Source organism: Flavobacterium psychrotolerans, assembly GCF_003097635.1.
Taxonomy (GTDB): domain Bacteria; phylum Bacteroidota; class Bacteroidia; order Flavobacteriales; family Flavobacteriaceae; genus Flavobacterium; species Flavobacterium psychrotolerans.
In genome coordinates this window covers 40,387-57,486 of sequence record NZ_QCZI01000018.1, presented here as the reverse complement: position 1 = coordinate 57,486, position 17,100 = coordinate 40,387, and the positions used below count along the sequence as shown (strand labels likewise).

The window sequence follows — 17,100 nt, the reverse complement described above, 5'->3', positions numbered from 1 at the left end:
CAATCTGAAACTGGCTCTTTTATTAAACATATTTAACGAAACTAATTAAAATTAAGCTTCTTTATTTTTACTTTTGAAGCGGTATAATGCAAAGAGGATTGCAGCAATTCCAAGCCATACTAATTTCCCATCAATGGGTGCTGAAACGGGATCAGCTCCTTCCAATCCACCGCCACCTTGATCATCCCCTGGAAATTGGGCGAATAGCGTGAAATTAGACAATAAAAAAAAGCCTAGTATATATAGTTTAAATAAGTTAATTTTCATTTCTTAATTTTGGATTAAAGAGCAAATGTACAAATCAAATTTTTAAAAACGAATCAGAATTAATAAAAAAGATTTAAAAATGTATATTTTAATTAAAAATTAACACTTTGTTGATGATTTTATTACTCAAATTCAGAAGTGAAAAATAACTTCACATTCGGGAACTTATTTTGTGTCATTTGAATGGTAAAGTCGGAATCTGCCAGGAATACCAATTGTTTGTATTTGTCGGTTGCTAAAAATTTTTGCTTGATTCGTCTAAATTCTTTAAACTCTTCACTTTTAATATCATTGGGTTTTACCCAACAGGCTTTGTGAACCGGAAAATTTTCGTAGGTACATTTTGCGCCATATTCATGTTCCAATCGGTATTGGATTACTTCATATTGGAGCGCCCCAACGGTTCCGATAATTTTTCGGTTGTTCATTTCTAAGGTGAATAATTGTGCAACACCTTCATCCATCAATTGATCAATTCCTTTGTCAAGCTGTTTGGCTTTCATTGGATCGGCATTATTAATATATCGGAAATGTTCTGGAGAAAAACTCGGAATCCCTTTAAAGCTCATAATCTCTCCTTCAGTCAAAGTATCTCCAATTTTAAAATTTCCAGTATCGTGCAAACCGACAATATCTCCGGGATAGGAAATGTCTACGATTTCTTTTTTCTCGGCAAAAAAAGCATTCGGACTGGAGAATTTTAAATTTTTGTTCAAACGAACGTGCAAATACGGTTTGTTTCGTTCAAAAGTTCCCGATACGATTTTTATAAATGCCAATCGGTCCCGGTGTTTTGGATCCATGTTTGCGTGGATTTTAAAGACAAAGCCCGACATTTTTTCTTCTTCAGGATGTACCAATCTGGTTTCCGATTCTTTCGGTCTTGGTGACGGTGCAATTTCAACAAAGCAATCCAACAATTCCCTTACACCAAAGTTATTCAATGCCGAGCCAAAAAACACGGGCTGCATTTTTCCGTCTAAATAGTCCTGTCGGTCAAATTTCGGATAAACTTCATCAATCAATTCCAATTCTTCCCGTAATCTTTCGGCGGGTTTTGCTCCAATAATTTTGTCCAATTCGGGACTTTTTACATCCGAAAAAGCAATGGTTTCTTCAATATTTTTTCTGCTGTCTCCGCTGAATAAATTGATGTTTTGTTCCCAAAGATTGTAAATTCCCTGAAAATCATATCCCATTCCGATAGGGAAACTCAAAGGGGTAACGGCCAAACCTAGCTTTTGTTCCACTTCGTCCATCAAATCGAAAGCATCTTTTCCCTCACGATCTAATTTGTTGATGAAGACAATGATGGGGATTTTTCGCATACGGCAAACGGCCACTAATTTTTCCGTTTGTTCCTCGACCCCTTTAGCAACATCAATCACCACAATGACACTGTCTACCGCAGTTAATGTTCTAAAGGTATCTTCGGCAAAATCCTTGTGACCGGGCGTATCGAGAATGTTTATTTTTTTTTCTTTATAGTTGAAAGCCAATACTGAAGTGGAAACCGAAATCCCTCTTTGGCGCTCAATTTCCATAAAATCGGAAGTGGCTCCTTTTTTGATCTTATTGTTTTTTACCGCTCCCGCTTCCTGTATTGCTCCTCCAAAAAGCAGTAATTTTTCCGTTAGTGTGGTTTTTCCGGCATCGGGATGAGAAATAATCCCAAAGGTTCTTCGTCGTTGTATTTCTTTTAAAAAGCTCATAAGTATTGTAAATGGATTGCAAAAATAGTATTTATTCAACAAATAATTCGCCCTTTGTTCTAAACAACTCTTTTTCATTCTTTTCAATTCAAATAAGTAGAAATAAATCCCGTTTATAATTTTTTGTTAATAGTATTACCTATACTTGTATAATGCAATCGAATTGTTATTTTTGTTGATTGAAATGCACCTAAATCAAATCAAAGCATACGGATTCCATCTTAAATTTAGTACTTAATAGAAAATTTTAAAATAATGAAAATGAAACAATTATTTTTTGGATTATTACTTTCTTTGCCATTACTGACTTATTCACAAAACATCAAAAAGGAAGTTTTATTTACAATTGATGATAAACCCTATTACACCGACGAATTTTCTAGAGTTTATAATAAGAATTTAGATTTAGTAAAAGACGAATCCCAAAAAGACTTAAATCAGTACCTTCAATTGTATGTAGGCTACAAACTCAAAATAAACAAAGCCAATAAATTAGGGCTACAAAATGGGGAAGCATACAAAAACGAACTCAATTCCTACCGAACCCAACTTTCAAAAAATTATTTAACGGATTCTAAAGTCACTAAGGAATTAGTGGAGGAAGCTTATAATCGTTCATTAAAGGAAATTAAAGCCGCTCATATTTTAATTACGGTGGATGAAAATGCCGCTCCAGCAGATACTTTAATTGCATACAATAAAATTGCTGCTATTCGTCAAAAAGCGATTAACGGAGAAGATTTCGGGAAATTAGCTGCGGAAAATTCTCAAGATCCATCGGCTAAAGAGAATAAAGGTGATTTGGGTTATTTTTCTGCTTTTAGGATGGTCTATCCATTTGAATCAGCAGCCTATAAAACGCCCAAAGGGAAAATTTCGAATCCTTTTAGAACCCGTTTTGGATACCATATTCTTAAAGTGGAGGACATAAGAGAAAATAGAGGTGAAGTTACTGTTGAGCACATCATGCTTTTGAACCCTAAAGAGGACAAACCTGAAGAAAACGAAAAAGTAAAAAACACGATTCAGGATATTTATAAAAAAATACAGCAAGGGGAAAGTTTTGAGGATTTAGCCAAACAATTTTCGGATGATAAATCGTCTTCTACCAAAGGAGGTCTTTTAAATCGTTTTGGTTCGGGACAACTGAGTTCTGAAGAGTTTGAAAACGTTGCTTTTTCTTTAACCAAAGCAAATCCTATTTCAGCGCCTTTTCAAAGTAAATTCGGATGGCATATTGTTAAACTAATCGACAAGTTTTCTGTAAAACCTTTGGAGGAAGTAAAGTCGGAATTGGAAAATAAAATCAGCAAAGATGATCGTTCTCGATTGATTGTCAATTCATTAAATGAAAAATTAAGAAAAAAATATACAATCAAAAGAGATGACAAGTTATACAAGGCACTTGTAAAAACAGTTACCAATGATTTTTATGAAGACAAATGGGAAGTTCCGGCAATTACAAAACCATTTGATGGAAAATTATTTGCAATCAATGCGAAAATCATCACTGGGACCGATTTTTTAAATTATATCAAAGCGCAACAAAAGACAGGTAATAAATTAAAACCAATAAATAAATTGGTAGATAATAGCTATCAAAATTTTGTTGACGATAAATTGAACTCCTATTATAATGAGAATCTAGAGTCGGAGTTTCCAGATTTTGCTGCCGTTATGGAAGAATATCGCGACGGGTTATTGCTTTTTGATTTAATGGAAAAAGAAATTTGGGAGAAATCTAAAACGGATACATTAGGTCTAAAATCATTTTATAATGCTAACAAAATCAATTACAGTTGGAAAAAAAGAGTAGACGTTACCATTGCCTCTTCTACCAATATGGATGCGATTAAAAAAGCACAAAAAATGCTAAAACAAAACAATACTCCTGAGCAAATCAAGGAAAAGCTAAACACAAAGGAGAAAGTTCTAGTCATGACGAATACCGGTGTTTTTGAAGAAGGGAACGAGGCTTTGCCTAAAAATTTAAAATTTGAACTTGGAGTTTCAGAGATCATAAAAGAGGGCGAATATTATTTTGTTGGTAAAGTAAACAAGGTTTTGCCAGCGGGTGAAAAAACGTTGGAAGAATGTAAAGGAAAGGCGATTAATGATTACCAACAATTTTTAGAGCAAAAGTGGGTAGACGATTTGAAAAAGGAATTTACGGTAAAAATAAATCAAGATGTTTTTGAAAACGTGAAAAAACAACTTCAAAAATAATGAGTAAATGGCTTCTTATACTGGTAACCATACTCACACTTTCTTCTTGCAAATTCTTTCAGACAGAATCAAAACCGAGCGCCATAGCAAGAGTCAATGATGTGTATCTGTATAAAGAGGAGCTGAAAGATTTAGTTCCGGTTGGAACCTCAAAGGCAGATAGTATTACTATTGTTAGAAATTATATTGATCGTTGGGCTTCTCAAAAATTATTAATCAATGCCGCCGAAATTAATTTGAATGAAGATACCAAAGTGGCTTTTGATCAATTGATTAAACAATACAAGATCGATTTGTACACGAAGGCTTATCTTGAGGAAGTGGTAAAAAGAACCGTGGATACAGTTATTTCCAATGCAGAATTGAAAGCATATTATGATGAAAACAAAGAAAATTTCAGAACCAACGGAACCTTAGTTCGACTGCGATATATCAATTTGCAAAAGGACAATCCAAAGTACGAAACCATAAAAAGTAAATTTTTTGATTACAGAAAGACAGACAAAAAATTTTGGGACACCTATGCTTTACAATTCAAAAGTTTTGCACTTAATGATTCGATTTGGGTGGACATGAGCCAAATTTACGGTAAATTGCCATTTATCAATCCAGACAATCGGAATCAGTATATTTCGTCGGGTAAAACCATTCAATACCCGGATTCGCTCGATATGTATTTGGTGAAAATAACAAACGTCATTGACAAGAATCAAATAGGGCCATTTGAGTATTTAAAGCCCACTTTAAAAGAAGTTATATTAAATAAAAGAAAGTTAGAATTAATCAAAAAATTTGAAAAGGATATCACTGATGATGCCATTAAAGACCAAAAATATGAGATTTATAAATAAAAAATTACTGCTTGCCCTTTGCTTTATTGTTATTGCAAGTAGTGCCATACACGCACAGGAAGTTATTAAGGATACGGTTAAAAAAGCAGTTACGGTAAATATTTCGAACCAAAGACAAAAAATTGACGGGGTAATAGCTACCGTTGGAGATTACCTCATTTTAGATTCGGATATAGATAAATCTTTTCTGGAGATTTCAAGTCAGGGAAATTCAGTGAAAGACATTACAAGATGTCAAATGTTAGGTAGATTGTTAGAAGACAAGTTGTATGCCCATCAAGCGATTCAAGATAGTATCAAGGTTACAGACGAAGAGATAAAATCAAAATTGGATGAGCAGTTGAATTACATGGTAGAGCAACTGGGTTCCATGGATAAAGCGGTGAAATATTTTAAGAAATCAAGCGAAGCCGATTTTAGAGCTGATCTTTTTGAAATCATCAAAATGAACAAGCTTACCTCTGAAATGCAGAAGAAAATCATAGATAAGGTAGAGATAACACCGGAAGAAGTTCGTAACTTTTTCAAGAAAATACCAACGGATGAATTGCCTGTTTTTGGAGCAGAAATGGAAGTGGCTCAAATTATTGTAAAACCTAAAGTTACAGAAGAGGAAAAGCAAAAAGTAATCGATAAGTTAAAAGGCCTTAAGAAAGATGTGCAAGACGGTGCCAGTTTTGCTACAAAAGCGGTATTGTATTCTCAAGATCCAGGATCAAGTTCTAATGGCGGGTATTATAAAATGAATCGAAAAACGCCTTTCGTAAAAGAATTTAAAGATGTTGCTTTTAGTTTAGCCGAAGGGGAAATATCGGAACCTTTTGAAACCGATTTTGGTTACCACATTATTTATGTCGAAAAAATTAAAGGACAGGAAGTTGAGTTGAGACATATACTTTTGGTTCCGGCAATTTCAGAAGCTTCGCTTAAAGAGGCTAAAGAAAAAATTACTCAAATCAGAAAGAAAATTATTGATAAAGCAGTGACTTTTGCTGAAGCAGCAAGAACGGAATCTGATGAAAAAGAAACCAAGGCTAATGGCGGACTTCTAGTAAACCCAAAAACACAAGACACCCATTTCGAATTAACAAAATTGGATCCTTCGCTAAACAGTCAGGTTTCAAATTTAAAAGAAGGGGAAGTTTCCATGCCTTTAATTGATACAGACCAAAACGGAAAGAAAAAATACAAATTGATTACCGTTACCAATAGGATTAACGAGCATACTGCGGATTACGCCAAAGATTATATTAAAATTAAAGAATTAGCACTTAAAGAAAAACAACTTAATGCTATTGCAAAATGGTCTGAAGAGAAAATCAAGGAAACGTATATCAAAATCAATGGGGAATACAGGGATTGTACTTTTACGAATAATTGGCTGAAAAAATAATTATAAATTATAAAATTATGAGTTATGATTTTTTTTAATTCATAATTCATAACTCATAACTCAAAATATGTCCGACGTAGCAGCAATTCAAAATCTAGTTCAAAAAAGAACCGAATTAAAAAAGGAAATCTCTAAAATCATTGTGGGTCAAGACGAAGTGGTTGATCAAATTTTATTGAGTATATTTTCTGGCGGTCACGCTCTTTTAGTAGGTGTTCCGGGGTTAGCCAAAACATTGATGGTAAATACCATTGCCCAAGCCTTGGGATTGGATTTTAAACGGATTCAGTTTACGCCCGATTTGATGCCTTCGGATATTTTAGGAAGCGAAATTTTAGATGAAAACCGTCATTTTAAATTTATTAAAGGGCCCATATTTTCGAATATTATTTTGGCGGATGAAATTAATAGAACGCCTCCAAAAACGCAGGCAGCTTTGCTTGAAGCCATGCAGGAGCGCTCGGTTACCATTGCAGGTCATAATTATAAGTTGTCTCTACCATATTTTGTATTGGCCACGCAAAACCCAATTGAGCAGGAGGGAACATACCCTTTGCCCGAAGCGCAATTAGATCGTTTCATGTTTTCCGTAAAATTAGATTACCCTTCCTTTGCTGAAGAAGTTCAAGTGGTTAAAAGCACGACCTCGGATGCGAAAGTCACCATAAATTCGTTGTTCACCGCGCAAGAAATTATCGATTTCCAGCAATTGATTCGACGGGTTCCTGTGGCAGATAATGTCATAGAATATGCCGTTACCTTAGTGAGTAAAACACGTCCGGAAAATACTTTGTCTAATGATTTTATAAAGAATTATATCGATTGGGGAGCCGGGCCAAGAGCCTCGCAAAATTTAATATTGGCAGCCAAAGCCCATGCCGCTTTCAATGGTAAATTTTCTCCGGATATTGAAGATGTAAAGGCAGTGGCAACCGGAATTTTGAGACATCGTGTGGTGAAAAATTACAAAGCCGATGCTGAAGGAATTACGATTGAAAAGATTATTGCTTCGTTGTATTAAACACTTTCTGCAATAAAAAAATACCCCCAAATAGTGTCTAACTTTTTGGCAGTAGTTAAGATATAAAAATTTATAGGGATTTTTTATTTAAAATTCCATCCAATTCTTTGTCATAGAAAAACAAAAACATGCTTCCCATCATGTCTTGAGTTACTTGAGTCGTATTATTGACTTCCAATACCAGCTCATATTCGTGACTTTTGTACATCCAAACTCCGGCTTCCGAACTGAATTGATTGATGTTTGAAAGCCCGATTTTGTTGGTATGATTGGTCATCTTACTAATGAAAATGGGTGTCTTGGTGGTTTTGTCCCATAAGGTTAACGATGTGGCAAATGGATGTACGTGAATGGCCGCTGCATGCAATCGCAGGCTATCTTTAATTTGCAATTCCCCATCAATGCCCCCTCGATACGTATTTTTTCCGACAGGGATAACCCAATGGCCTGATAAAACATTTCCGTTTCCATAATCATAACTATGATTTTTGGTTTCAACGGGAATGCAATAATCTTTTCCAGGATCTAACGGGCTTTTATACGGGTCAGATTTGTTGTAGGGCAACATAATGAATACCGTTCGACTCAATAAGGGTTTTGTTGCGGTATTGTTTTTAGAATAATCAATAGTGACCTCATGTTTGATTAAAAAATTTGCATCGGGAATATTGTGGTTCAATGATTCGGTAATGATATATAGAAAATCATTTCCCTTCATCGGAATTCCATACCCTTTTGGGAACGTAAAATTCTCTAGTCCGTGGGAAAGTGAAGTCAGCCTCGGATAATAAATGCCAATTCTTTTTTCAAGATGGAAATTGCTGAAATATTTCACGTCGTTAAAATCGATATTGGTATGGCAAATAAAATCGTTGGAGATTTGTTTTTTTGTTTTTGAATCCAATGCTTTAACATGAAATCCTGTAAGCCAAAGCAGGGATGGATCTTGGGAGAGCTGAATAAAATTGGCAGACTTTGGCCCTTCCATCGATTTATAAATTCCGTCAATGTAAAAGGCTGGAGAAATCATTTTGTATTCGTGATGGGAATTGTCAATGACCCATTGATTGTCAACCAAGCCTGTTTCGAGAAGAAAGGTTGTTTTTATAATAGCCTTGTGTCGGTTGGGTAATTGCCAATACCAAATTCCACCACCAATTATGGATATCAGAATGAAAACTCCTGAAAATTTATATATCTTTGATTTTTTCATATATTCTCCAAAATGAATGACAAAAATACAATTTTAAATGATTGAAACAGAACGAAAACCTACAAAACGAATTTTTGGTTTGGACTTTTTGCGTGTGCTTTCGATAGTTTTGGTATTAACGTCGCATACTTCATGGATATATCCTCCAAGCTCAAGTTTGTTTGCTAAAGCCGTCGATATGTGCGGTTTTTTTGGGGTAGAATTATTTTTTGTCATGAGCGGTTTTTTGATAGGGAGCATTATTTTTAAACAATTTCTCAGGGAAGATTACGGTTTTAAAACCATGCTGACTTTTCTCTACCGACGGTTGATGCGGATATTGCCTAATTATTATTTAATTCTCCTAATTAATATTCTCATCGGGTTTCTCATCGGATATTCCGTTTCCGAAGCATGGAAATATTTTTTTTTCTTTCAAAATTTTGCTACTCCTTTACTTCCTTTTTTTCCGGAATCTTGGAGTATGCCCATCAAAGAATACGGCTATTTAATTGCCGTACTGTTGTTGTATGTTTTCTCTAGGATTTTTGTCAAGACATCTCGAAAAGTCATCTTTTTGGCGGTCATAATCGGGATGGTTATTTTTTGTTTTACGGCAAAAATCTATTATAATTTTCATACTCAAAATACCACGATGGCACAATGGGATTTGTCTTTGCGGTCGGTCGTGATCTATAGAATTGACACGGTGTTGATGGGGGTTTTATTTGGTTATATCTCGTGCGAATATCCTAAATTTTGGAAAAAATACAAATCCAAATTTACGGCAATGGGATTTTTCTTGATTTTTGTGTTGCTCTTCTGTTTGGGGTATTTGAAACTTAAGATTGAAGGTTTTCCAATGTTTTGGAATGTGCTTTGCTTACCTCTAAACACTTTAGCTTTAGTTTGTTTTTTGCCTTTCTTTTCAGAATGGAAATTAGGGCCTTCAGGTTGGCAAAAGCCCGTGGAGCTAATTAGCGAAATATCGTATGCTATTTATTTATTGCATTACAGTATTGTACTTTTTTTATTAAAACATTTTATTGATACCTCGCATTTTAATTTAATGGAATTGCATCTTTTTACGGTGCTTTACTTGACTATTACTATTTCATTAAGTTACTTGCTGTACATTTATTATGAAAAACCAATGATGAAATTAAGAGATGTTAAGTTTTAACGGTATGATAACAGAACAAAGTGCTAAGAGAATTTTTGGTTTAGATCTAATACGTGCCACAGCAATTCTAATGGTTTTATGTTCGCATATTCTTAGTATATATCCGAATGTGACTAATAAATTGACTCAGGTATTCATATTATTTGGTTATTGGGGTGTGGAAATTTTTTTTGTTTTAAGTGGATTTTTGATTGGGAACATTTTGTACAAATTATACATTAAAGATGATTTTACGATTCATTCTGTATTCAGCTTTTTGAAGAGACGCTGGCTTCGAACATTACCCAATTATTTTCTAATTTTACTGCTGAACATAGTTTTAGCCTTTGCCTTTAATTTTTTTATGCAAGACGTTGGTTATTATTTTTTTTTCTTCCAAAATTTCTCCCATTCGATGAGGCCATTCTTTTCGGAATCTTGGAGCTTGTCGGTAGAAGAATTCGCCTATTTGTTTACCCCGTTTGCACTTTTGATACCAACCCTTTTAGTTAAGTCCAAAAACAAATCGAAATGGTTCATTTCAGTTGTTTTATTTCTAATACTGATTTTTCTGTTCAATAAAATAATATATTATTTCACAACATCAAATACAACAATAGAGCAATGGAATGTATCCTTGAAGGCGGTCGTAATTTATCGAATCGATTCCATTTTAATCGGAATCGCAGCCAGTTGGATTAGTTTGAACTTTGGGAAATTCTGGATGAAACAAAAAGCAACTCTGTTTTTTTTAGGTTGTGGTTTACTAATTGTCATGTTTGTTGGGGTGGGTTTTTTCGGAATTTTCATCAACACACATCCATTTTTTTGGGATGTTTTGTATTTGCCGATAACATCTGTAACATTCGCCCTCTTTCTTCCTGTTTTCTCTCAATGGAAATCAGCGCCTAGTTGGTTGTCAAAGCCAATTATTTTTGTGAGTTTAATTTCATATTCTGTTTACCTATTGCATTATAGTATTGTGCTGCAATTGATGAAATTTTGTTTTGATACGGCATCGTTTTCTGTTTTGCAATTGCATTTTTTCACTTTTTTTTATTTAGTAACCACTTTTTTGTTGAGTTTTTGCCTGTATAAATTCTTTGAAAAGCCAATTATGGATTTAAGAGGTGGGTGTAAAATCGATTGAATTGTCAATTTAGGGTATGCTTTTTTTAAGAATTGGCAATAGGATAGGTAATAATTGCGAATATTTAAAAATAGTGGTCAAAATGCCTGTTTCGTTGAAAAATGTTCATTAAAACAGAATCTTTATAAATAATAATTCTTTTAAAACACCTAATCATTAAAACCTTTTAATTCTCATTTAGATTGTATAAATTTGTGCGACTAAAAAAATAACTAATAGTAATATAACTCATTCACAGTATGGCTTTTGATATTGATATGATTAAAAAAGTGTACAGCAATATGACAACTCGTGTAGATAAAGCACGGGAAATTGTTGGTCGTCCGCTTACATTAACAGAGAAAATTTTATACAACCACCTTTGGGAAGGTACCGCTGATCACGCTTATTCAAGAGGTGTGGATTATGTTGATTTTGCTCCAGATAGAGTGGCCTGTCAAGATGCAACCGCTCAAATGGCATTATTGCAATTCATGCATGCTGGAAAGAAAACAGTTGCTGTACCTACAACGGTACATTGTGATCACTTGATTCAGGCAAAAGTTGGAGCTTCTAGCGATTTAGCTGTTGCCAATACACAATCAAAAGAAGTTTTTGATTTTCTTTCTTCAGTATCAAATAAATACGGAATTGGTTTTTGGAAACCGGGTTCAGGAATTATTCACCAAATCGTTTTAGAGAACTACGCATTCCCTGGAGGTTTGATGATTGGTACCGATTCACATACTGTAAATGCAGGTGGATTAGGTATGCTGGCAATTGGTGTTGGTGGAGCCGATGCAGTAGATGTAATGTCAGGAATGTCATGGGAATTAAAATTTCCAAAATTAATTGGTGTGAAATTAACCGGAAAACTTTCTGGTTGGACTGCACCAAAAGATGTTATCCTTAAAGTAGCCGATATTCTTACTGTAAAAGGGGGAACTGGAGCTATTGTTGAATATTTTGGAGAAGGAGCTACTTCAATGTCATGTACTGGAAAAGGAACTATTTGTAATATGGGTGCCGAAATTGGCGCTACCACTTCTACATTTGGTTATGACGAGTCCATGAGAAGATACCTTTCTGCAACAGGTCGTCAAGATGTAGTAGATGCCGCTGATAAGGTGGCTTCTTACTTAACTGCAGACCCAGAGGTATATGCCAATCCCGAAACTTATTTTGATCAAGTAATCGAAATTAACCTTTCTGAATTAGAGCCACACATCAATGGTCCTTTTACTCCGGACAGAGGAACGCCAGTTTCTAAAATGAAAGAAGAAGCTGCTGCTAATGGATGGCCAATAAAAGTAGAATGGGGATTAATCGGTTCTTGTACCAACTCTTCTTACGAAGATATGGCACGTGCAGCGTCTATCGTGAATCAAGCCGTTGAATTAGGAATTAGCCCAAAAGCAGAATTTGGAATCAATCCGGGTTCTGAACAAATTAGATATACTATCGAAAGAGATGGAATCATCGCTACTTTTGAAAAAATGGGAACCAAAGTATTTACAAATGCTTGTGGACCATGTATTGGGCAATGGGATAGAGCAGGAGCTGAAAAAGGAGAGAAAAATACAATCGTTCACTCTTTCAATCGTAACTTCTCTAAACGTGCGGATGGTAACCCAAATACACACGCTTTTGTAACTTCGCCAGAAATGGTTGCTGCATTAGCAATTTCAGGTCGTTTGGATTTTAATCCTATTACGGATACTTTAATTAACGATAACGGAGAAGAAGTAAAATTGAGCGCTCCTTATGGTGATGAATTGCCTAAGAAAGGTTTTGCTGTAGAAGATGCAGGATTCCAAGCACCAGCTGCTGATGGATCAGGAGTTCAAATTGCAGTTAGCGAAACTTCAGATCGTTTACAATTATTGGCACCATTCCAGCCTTGGGACGGTAAAAATATTTCAGGAGCTAAATTATTGATTAAAGCTTTCGGAAAATGTACTACAGATCACATCTCTATGGCAGGTCCATGGTTGCGTTTCCGTGGTCACTTAGATAACATTTCTAACAATATGTTGATTGGAGCAGTTAATGCTTTCAATGATAAAACCAATTCGGTTAAAAACCAATTGACGGGTGCCTATGATGCAGTTCCTGCAGTTGCACGTGCATACAAAGCGGCTGGAGTTCCATCTATTGTTGTGGGAGATCACAATTATGGAGAAGGTTCTTCTCGTGAGCATGCAGCAATGGAACCTCGTTTTTTAGGAGTTCAAGCAGTATTGGTAAAATCATTCGCTCGTATCCATGAGACGAATTTGAAAAAACAAGGGATGTTGGGATTGACTTTTGCTAACGAAGCCGATTACGATAAAATCCAAGAAGATGATACCATCAACTTCACTGATTTAGTAGATTTTGCTCCGGGCAAACCGTTAACTTTAGAATTCGTTCATGCGGATGGAAGCAAAGACATCATCTTGGCTAATCATACCTACAACGAAGGACAAATTGGTTGGTTCGTGGCTGGTTCAGCATTAAACTTGATTGCTGCCGCTGGAAATGCCTAATAGATTTTATTTCCGATACATTTCGGCATATATAGAAAGCGCTCCGTGAAAATGGAGCGTTTTTTTTTGAGCTTATTTACTTCGTCAGTTCGCTTCGCTCGTGTCCCGCTGTCCATTATATCCACTCGAAAAAGCGTGGGGATGCTACTTCCATCAGGGCTAGGGATCCGGTGTCAAATTTGACGATTGTACAAGCAAATTCATATTGGATAACTAAGACCTAATTATCCTTTTTTACTCAAAATTATGGGGTTGTTATATCCTATTTGATTATCAATAAAGTTAGAATGCCTTTCTCTTACGATCGGTTTTGTGTTAATAAATGTTAAGAATTGATTTGAAAAACGCTTCAATATTTGAAAAACGCTATATTTGTAATTCTCGAAAATAACGGCATTTAATAGCGGATAAATGACGATTATGTATTTTTATATCCCAAAAACTGCTAATAAGAATAAAACGGGATAAATAATTCAGAAAATAGAATGAAGTACTTTATATTGATTTTAGCACTGGGGTTTTTTAGCAGCCCTGTTTTTTCGCAAGGAAAACATACTAAACATACCAAACACATCGTAACTGAAGGGGAAACCATAAGCGGTATTGCTGAACAATATGATGTGAAAGCCAGTGCCATTTATGAAATCAATCCGGAGGCTCGCAAAACCTTACACCTCAAACAAGTTTTGTTAATTCCTAACCTAAAAGAGACCAAGATTAAAAAAGGTGTTCAGGAAAAAGCCACTGTCGAAGGTATTGTTCATCATGTACTTGCTAAGGAGACTGTTTATGGTATTGTTAGACAGTACGGCATTACTACCGAAGCTTTGAAGGAAGCCAATCCAACACTTGATATAGAAAGACTGAAAATCGACCAAATTATTATGATTCCAGTTGCAGAATCCAATAAAAAGAAGTCCGCAACAAACCAAGAATTACCCAATATAGACCCCAAAAACAATGTTGTTAAAGCTGATGTGTCGAAAGAAGAAAAAACGAATTTGCCACAATCGATTGTGGGTGCCACTGATCTAGTTCTCGGAGAGGGTGAGGTTATTCACGAAGTTTTGCAAAAAGAAACAAAATATACGATTGCGAAACACTATCAAATTACCATCAAAGCTTTAACGAAAGCCAATCCGGTACTGGAAACAAAAGTATTGGAAATGGGTCAAAAGATTATTATTCCTGTAAAGGAGGTAAAAAAAAACAATTCGATAGTGGAAAAGCAGGAAGCGAAAACAGTTTCCAAAAACAGTATTCCTAATGCAGAGTTGCCAAAGGCTGAACCAGTACTGTTACCAAAATCAACCGAAATAAATGGGGGAGGTACCATAATTGTGCATGAGGTTATGCCGAAAGAGACGAAATATGGCATTGCCAAACGATATGGCATTTCGGTGGCGAACTTAGAAAAGCAAAATCCGGACATTGCAAATGGTCTTCCGGTGGGCGTTAAATTGAATATTCAGCCATCAAATTCGGAAAATGAAAAAGAGGCTGTTGCAGCTATCGAAAAAGTAACGGTTGTGAAAAATGAAAAAGGGACAATCATAATTAAAGATTCCTTAGGTATTGTGAAATCATACGACCCTAGTGATTTGGCCTTGAAATTAATACGAACGGCATCGGAGAAACTCGGAACGAGGTACCGTTCGGGAGGAACAACAACGGAGGGTTTTGATTGTTCAGGGTTGATGTTTAACACGTTTGGGACTTTCGCTATTAAGTTGCCTCGGTCTTCCTTTGAGCAATCTTTTTATGGTGCCAAAATCAATACGAACGAGGCCCAAAAAGGGGATTTGATTTTCTTCAAAACCAACGGAAGAGGGCAAATTAACCACGTGGGTATGGTGGTTGAAGTTCTTGACGGGGAAATTAAATTCATTCACTCCGCAAATCATGGTGGCGTTATCGTTTCTTCTACCAAAGAATCGTATTATGAGAAAAACTTGGTTCAGGTGAATCGGGTTTTGTAGAATCGAGTTTTTTAGCAAATACAGAAAGGAAAAACAGTAGCTGCAACTCAGTCAGCCGTGTTGTACTCAAAAATTCCATCCCATAATTCGTCAATCTTAACAAGAGCCTGATCTAAAGGAATGACTTCCCATTTACCATTCACTTCCATGCCGAGCCCCATGTTTTTTAATTTCAGCAACGCTTCTTTCACATCAAAATCAAAGTCTGCATTTAGCTTCGTTTTAAACCAAGTTTCAATTTGATCATCGAGTGCTTCAGCAGTTAAAGGGGTTTTACTTCTGTTCAAAAAGGCATAAGCTAAAATGGTTTCCTTAAGTACTTCCTCTTCCGAAGCGTTTAACAACGTATAAAATGCGCCACCGTTATTTCCGAGATTTTTAAAGTAAAGACTATCCGAAAGCATTTTTGAATACTTTATCTTCTTGTTTATAAAACTGCTGTATTGTCGGAATAAGTAACCGCCTAATATCCCAAGGGCAATTAAACCTTGATTTAATGACGTTTTGCTATTTAGCAAGTCAATAGATTCGCCCGATTTATAAGCCCCATACATGGTAATCAACGCAGGAATGACTTTAGTGCTCAATAACGAAATGCCTCCCACAAGACCCGGTACCCAAAACAATATTTTATCGGTTGTAGACATTCTGGGGACTGCATTCGGGAATACGGTTTCCAGATCGTTTTTAGGGACGCGTTTGAAGATTTTTAATACGATGGTTCCGGGATCAAGCGGCAGTTTGTCTAAACGGATTTTTTTGTCGGTATAGTAATTTGCATCGTGGTACTTTAGGTAAATCATGACCCGGTCATAGTATTCAATCTCTATTTCCTTCTTCCAAAAAAAGAATTTACGAACCTTTTCTTTGGTTTTATGCTCTCCTCGAACATACAATTCATATTCTTTAATAAGATTAAAATCGATGGCTAGTTTTAAACCGATTAAATCGGAATCTTTGAAAGCTTTGTCTAAAGTTTCCTGATTAACGCGACTAAAATTACCGCGATCCAGAACTTGAAGCAGTTTTTTTCTAAAAATGGAAAAGTCACTTTTACCAACAAATACCTCCCGTTCTTTGGGGTTTAAATCGGGATTGAATAACGCATAATTTTGTTTTAGATTCCGGATAAGGTTAAATGCTTCGTAGTGAAAATAATGTTCGATGATGTCAAAAAGCTTTTTGAAATCTTCCACTTTCGTTGCATCACCGTTATATGCTGCCAGTTGTTGTTCGAGTAAGAATTCCTTGTCAAATGGAATATAGTGTTCTCGTTTCATATTGAGTTCGGGTTCTTTAACTTTAATGGGGTATTTTGTATATGTCCGGCAAAGGTAAAGTACAAAAATGAAATTTTTATATTTTATGTGGATTCCTTATTTCATGTTAAACTTTTTTGGGACAGAATACAGAGTGTTAAGGAACATTTCGATAGGCTGGTTTTTTTTGTTTTGTGTCTTTACTGTGGGTACTGAATACATTTCTGCTAGCGTACGTGGTATATCCGAGCAGTCTGGTTTTTTTAGTATGAAGCACTCGTAAGAAAGGGATAATAATTTAGTTTAAAAATTTTAACATTTTAATGTATTGATTATGGCGTTTTTAACATTTATTTACTACATTGGCACCTAATTTTAAAA

The 17,100-nt window shown here is 35.4% G+C and carries 12 protein-coding genes; 8 read left to right on the top strand and 4 right to left on the bottom strand.

The genetic code is table 11. The features are described 5' to 3' along the window. Window positions 1-51 precede the first annotated feature (51 nt). Complete coding sequence (locus DB895_RS12495; RefSeq protein WP_116725701.1) at window positions 52-267, bottom strand: signal peptidase; 216 nt, start codon at window positions 265-267, stop codon at window positions 52-54. 122 nt (window positions 268-389) lie between these two features. Then, complete coding sequence (locus tag DB895_RS12490; protein ID WP_116725700.1) at window positions 390-1,979, bottom strand: peptide chain release factor 3; 1,590 nt, start codon at window positions 1,977-1,979, stop codon at window positions 390-392. Between the two features lie 261 nt (window positions 1,980-2,240). Between DB895_RS12490 and DB895_RS12485 the strand changes: the two genes are divergently transcribed. The 4 genes from DB895_RS12485 (at window position 2,241) to DB895_RS12470 (ending at window position 7,470) form a co-directional block, all read left to right on the top strand. Continuing rightward, window positions 2,241-4,205, top strand: coding sequence for a peptidylprolyl isomerase (locus DB895_RS12485; protein ID WP_243694673.1), 1,965 nt, complete (start codon window positions 2,241-2,243; stop codon window positions 4,203-4,205). After that, a complete protein-coding gene (locus tag DB895_RS12480; RefSeq protein WP_116725698.1) occupies window positions 4,205-5,056 on the top strand; it encodes a hypothetical protein in 852 nt (283 codons plus the stop codon). The genes DB895_RS12485 and DB895_RS12480 overlap by 1 nt, the downstream gene beginning before the upstream one ends. Next, window positions 5,019-6,449 (top strand): peptidylprolyl isomerase, encoded by a 1,431-nt coding sequence (locus DB895_RS12475; RefSeq protein ID WP_116725697.1) that lies wholly within the window; start codon window positions 5,019-5,021, stop codon window positions 6,447-6,449. Before DB895_RS12480 ends, DB895_RS12475 begins: the two co-directional genes overlap by 38 nt. Before the next feature lie 67 nt (window positions 6,450-6,516). Continuing rightward, window positions 6,517-7,470 carry an AAA family ATPase gene (locus DB895_RS12470; RefSeq protein WP_116725696.1) on the top strand — a complete coding sequence of 318 codons (954 nt, stop codon included), beginning with the start codon at window positions 6,517-6,519 and terminating at the stop codon, window positions 7,468-7,470. 70 nt (window positions 7,471-7,540) lie between these two features. Here DB895_RS12470 and DB895_RS12465 read toward each other — a convergent pair whose 3' ends face one another. Beyond that, window positions 7,541-8,683: a hypothetical protein gene (locus DB895_RS12465; RefSeq protein ID WP_116725695.1), complete on the bottom strand. Its 1,143-nt coding sequence runs from the start codon at window positions 8,681-8,683 to the stop codon at window positions 7,541-7,543. 37 nt (window positions 8,684-8,720) lie between these two features. Between DB895_RS12465 and DB895_RS12460 the strand changes: the two genes are divergently transcribed. From DB895_RS12460 to DB895_RS12445, 4 genes are all read left to right on the top strand, one after another. After that, window positions 8,721-9,845, top strand: a complete 1,125-nt coding sequence (locus tag DB895_RS12460; RefSeq protein ID WP_116725694.1) for an acyltransferase family protein — start codon at window positions 8,721-8,723, stop codon at window positions 9,843-9,845. Then, window positions 9,832-10,974 (top strand): acyltransferase family protein, encoded by a 1,143-nt coding sequence (locus tag DB895_RS12455; RefSeq protein WP_116725693.1) that lies wholly within the window; start codon window positions 9,832-9,834, stop codon window positions 10,972-10,974. The genes DB895_RS12460 and DB895_RS12455 overlap by 14 nt, the downstream gene beginning before the upstream one ends. A gap of 239 nt (window positions 10,975-11,213) precedes the next feature. Continuing rightward, window positions 11,214-13,481 carry an aconitate hydratase gene (locus tag DB895_RS12450; RefSeq protein ID WP_116725692.1) on the top strand — a complete coding sequence of 756 codons (2,268 nt, stop codon included), beginning with the start codon at window positions 11,214-11,216 and terminating at the stop codon, window positions 13,479-13,481. A gap of 485 nt (window positions 13,482-13,966) precedes the next feature. Beyond that, a complete protein-coding gene (locus DB895_RS12445) occupies window positions 13,967-15,460 on the top strand; it encodes a peptidoglycan endopeptidase (RefSeq protein ID WP_116725691.1) in 1,494 nt (497 codons plus the stop codon). Window positions 15,461-15,507: 47 nt separating this feature from the next. Here the strand turns inward: DB895_RS12445 and DB895_RS12440 are convergent, their stop codons facing one another. After that, on the bottom strand, window positions 15,508-16,740 hold the full coding sequence (locus tag DB895_RS12440) for a TMEM143 family protein (RefSeq protein ID WP_116725690.1): 1,233 nt from the start codon (window positions 16,738-16,740) through the stop codon (window positions 15,508-15,510). Window positions 16,741-17,100: the final 360 nt, after the last annotated feature.

Excerpts from the sequence above, each read along its gene's own strand:
- DB895_RS12460 (WP_116725694.1), top strand. The coding sequence starts at position 8,721 with ATGATTGAAACAGAACGAAAACCTACAAAACGAATTTTTGGTTTGGAC.
- DB895_RS12490 (WP_116725700.1), bottom strand. The coding sequence starts at position 1,979 with ATGAGCTTTTTAAAAGAAATACAACGACGAAGAACCTTTGGGATTATT.
- DB895_RS12455 (WP_116725693.1), top strand. The coding sequence starts at position 9,832 with ATGTTAAGTTTTAACGGTATGATAACAGAACAAAGTGCTAAGAGAATT.
- DB895_RS12450 (WP_116725692.1), top strand. The coding sequence starts at position 11,214 with ATGGCTTTTGATATTGATATGATTAAAAAAGTGTACAGCAATATGACA.
- DB895_RS12495 (WP_116725701.1), bottom strand. The coding sequence starts at position 267 with ATGAAAATTAACTTATTTAAACTATATATACTAGGCTTTTTTTTATTG.
- DB895_RS12480 (WP_116725698.1), top strand. The coding sequence starts at position 4,205 with ATGAGTAAATGGCTTCTTATACTGGTAACCATACTCACACTTTCTTCT.
- DB895_RS12470 (WP_116725696.1), top strand. The coding sequence starts at position 6,517 with ATGTCCGACGTAGCAGCAATTCAAAATCTAGTTCAAAAAAGAACCGAA.
- DB895_RS12465 (WP_116725695.1), bottom strand. The coding sequence starts at position 8,683 with ATGAAAAAATCAAAGATATATAAATTTTCAGGAGTTTTCATTCTGATA.
- DB895_RS12475 (WP_116725697.1), top strand. The coding sequence starts at position 5,019 with ATGCCATTAAAGACCAAAAATATGAGATTTATAAATAAAAAATTACTG.
- DB895_RS12440 (WP_116725690.1), bottom strand. The coding sequence starts at position 16,740 with ATGAAACGAGAACACTATATTCCATTTGACAAGGAATTCTTACTCGAA.
- DB895_RS12485 (WP_243694673.1), top strand. The coding sequence starts at position 2,241 with ATGAAACAATTATTTTTTGGATTATTACTTTCTTTGCCATTACTGACT.
- DB895_RS12445 (WP_116725691.1), top strand. The coding sequence starts at position 13,967 with ATGAAGTACTTTATATTGATTTTAGCACTGGGGTTTTTTAGCAGCCCT.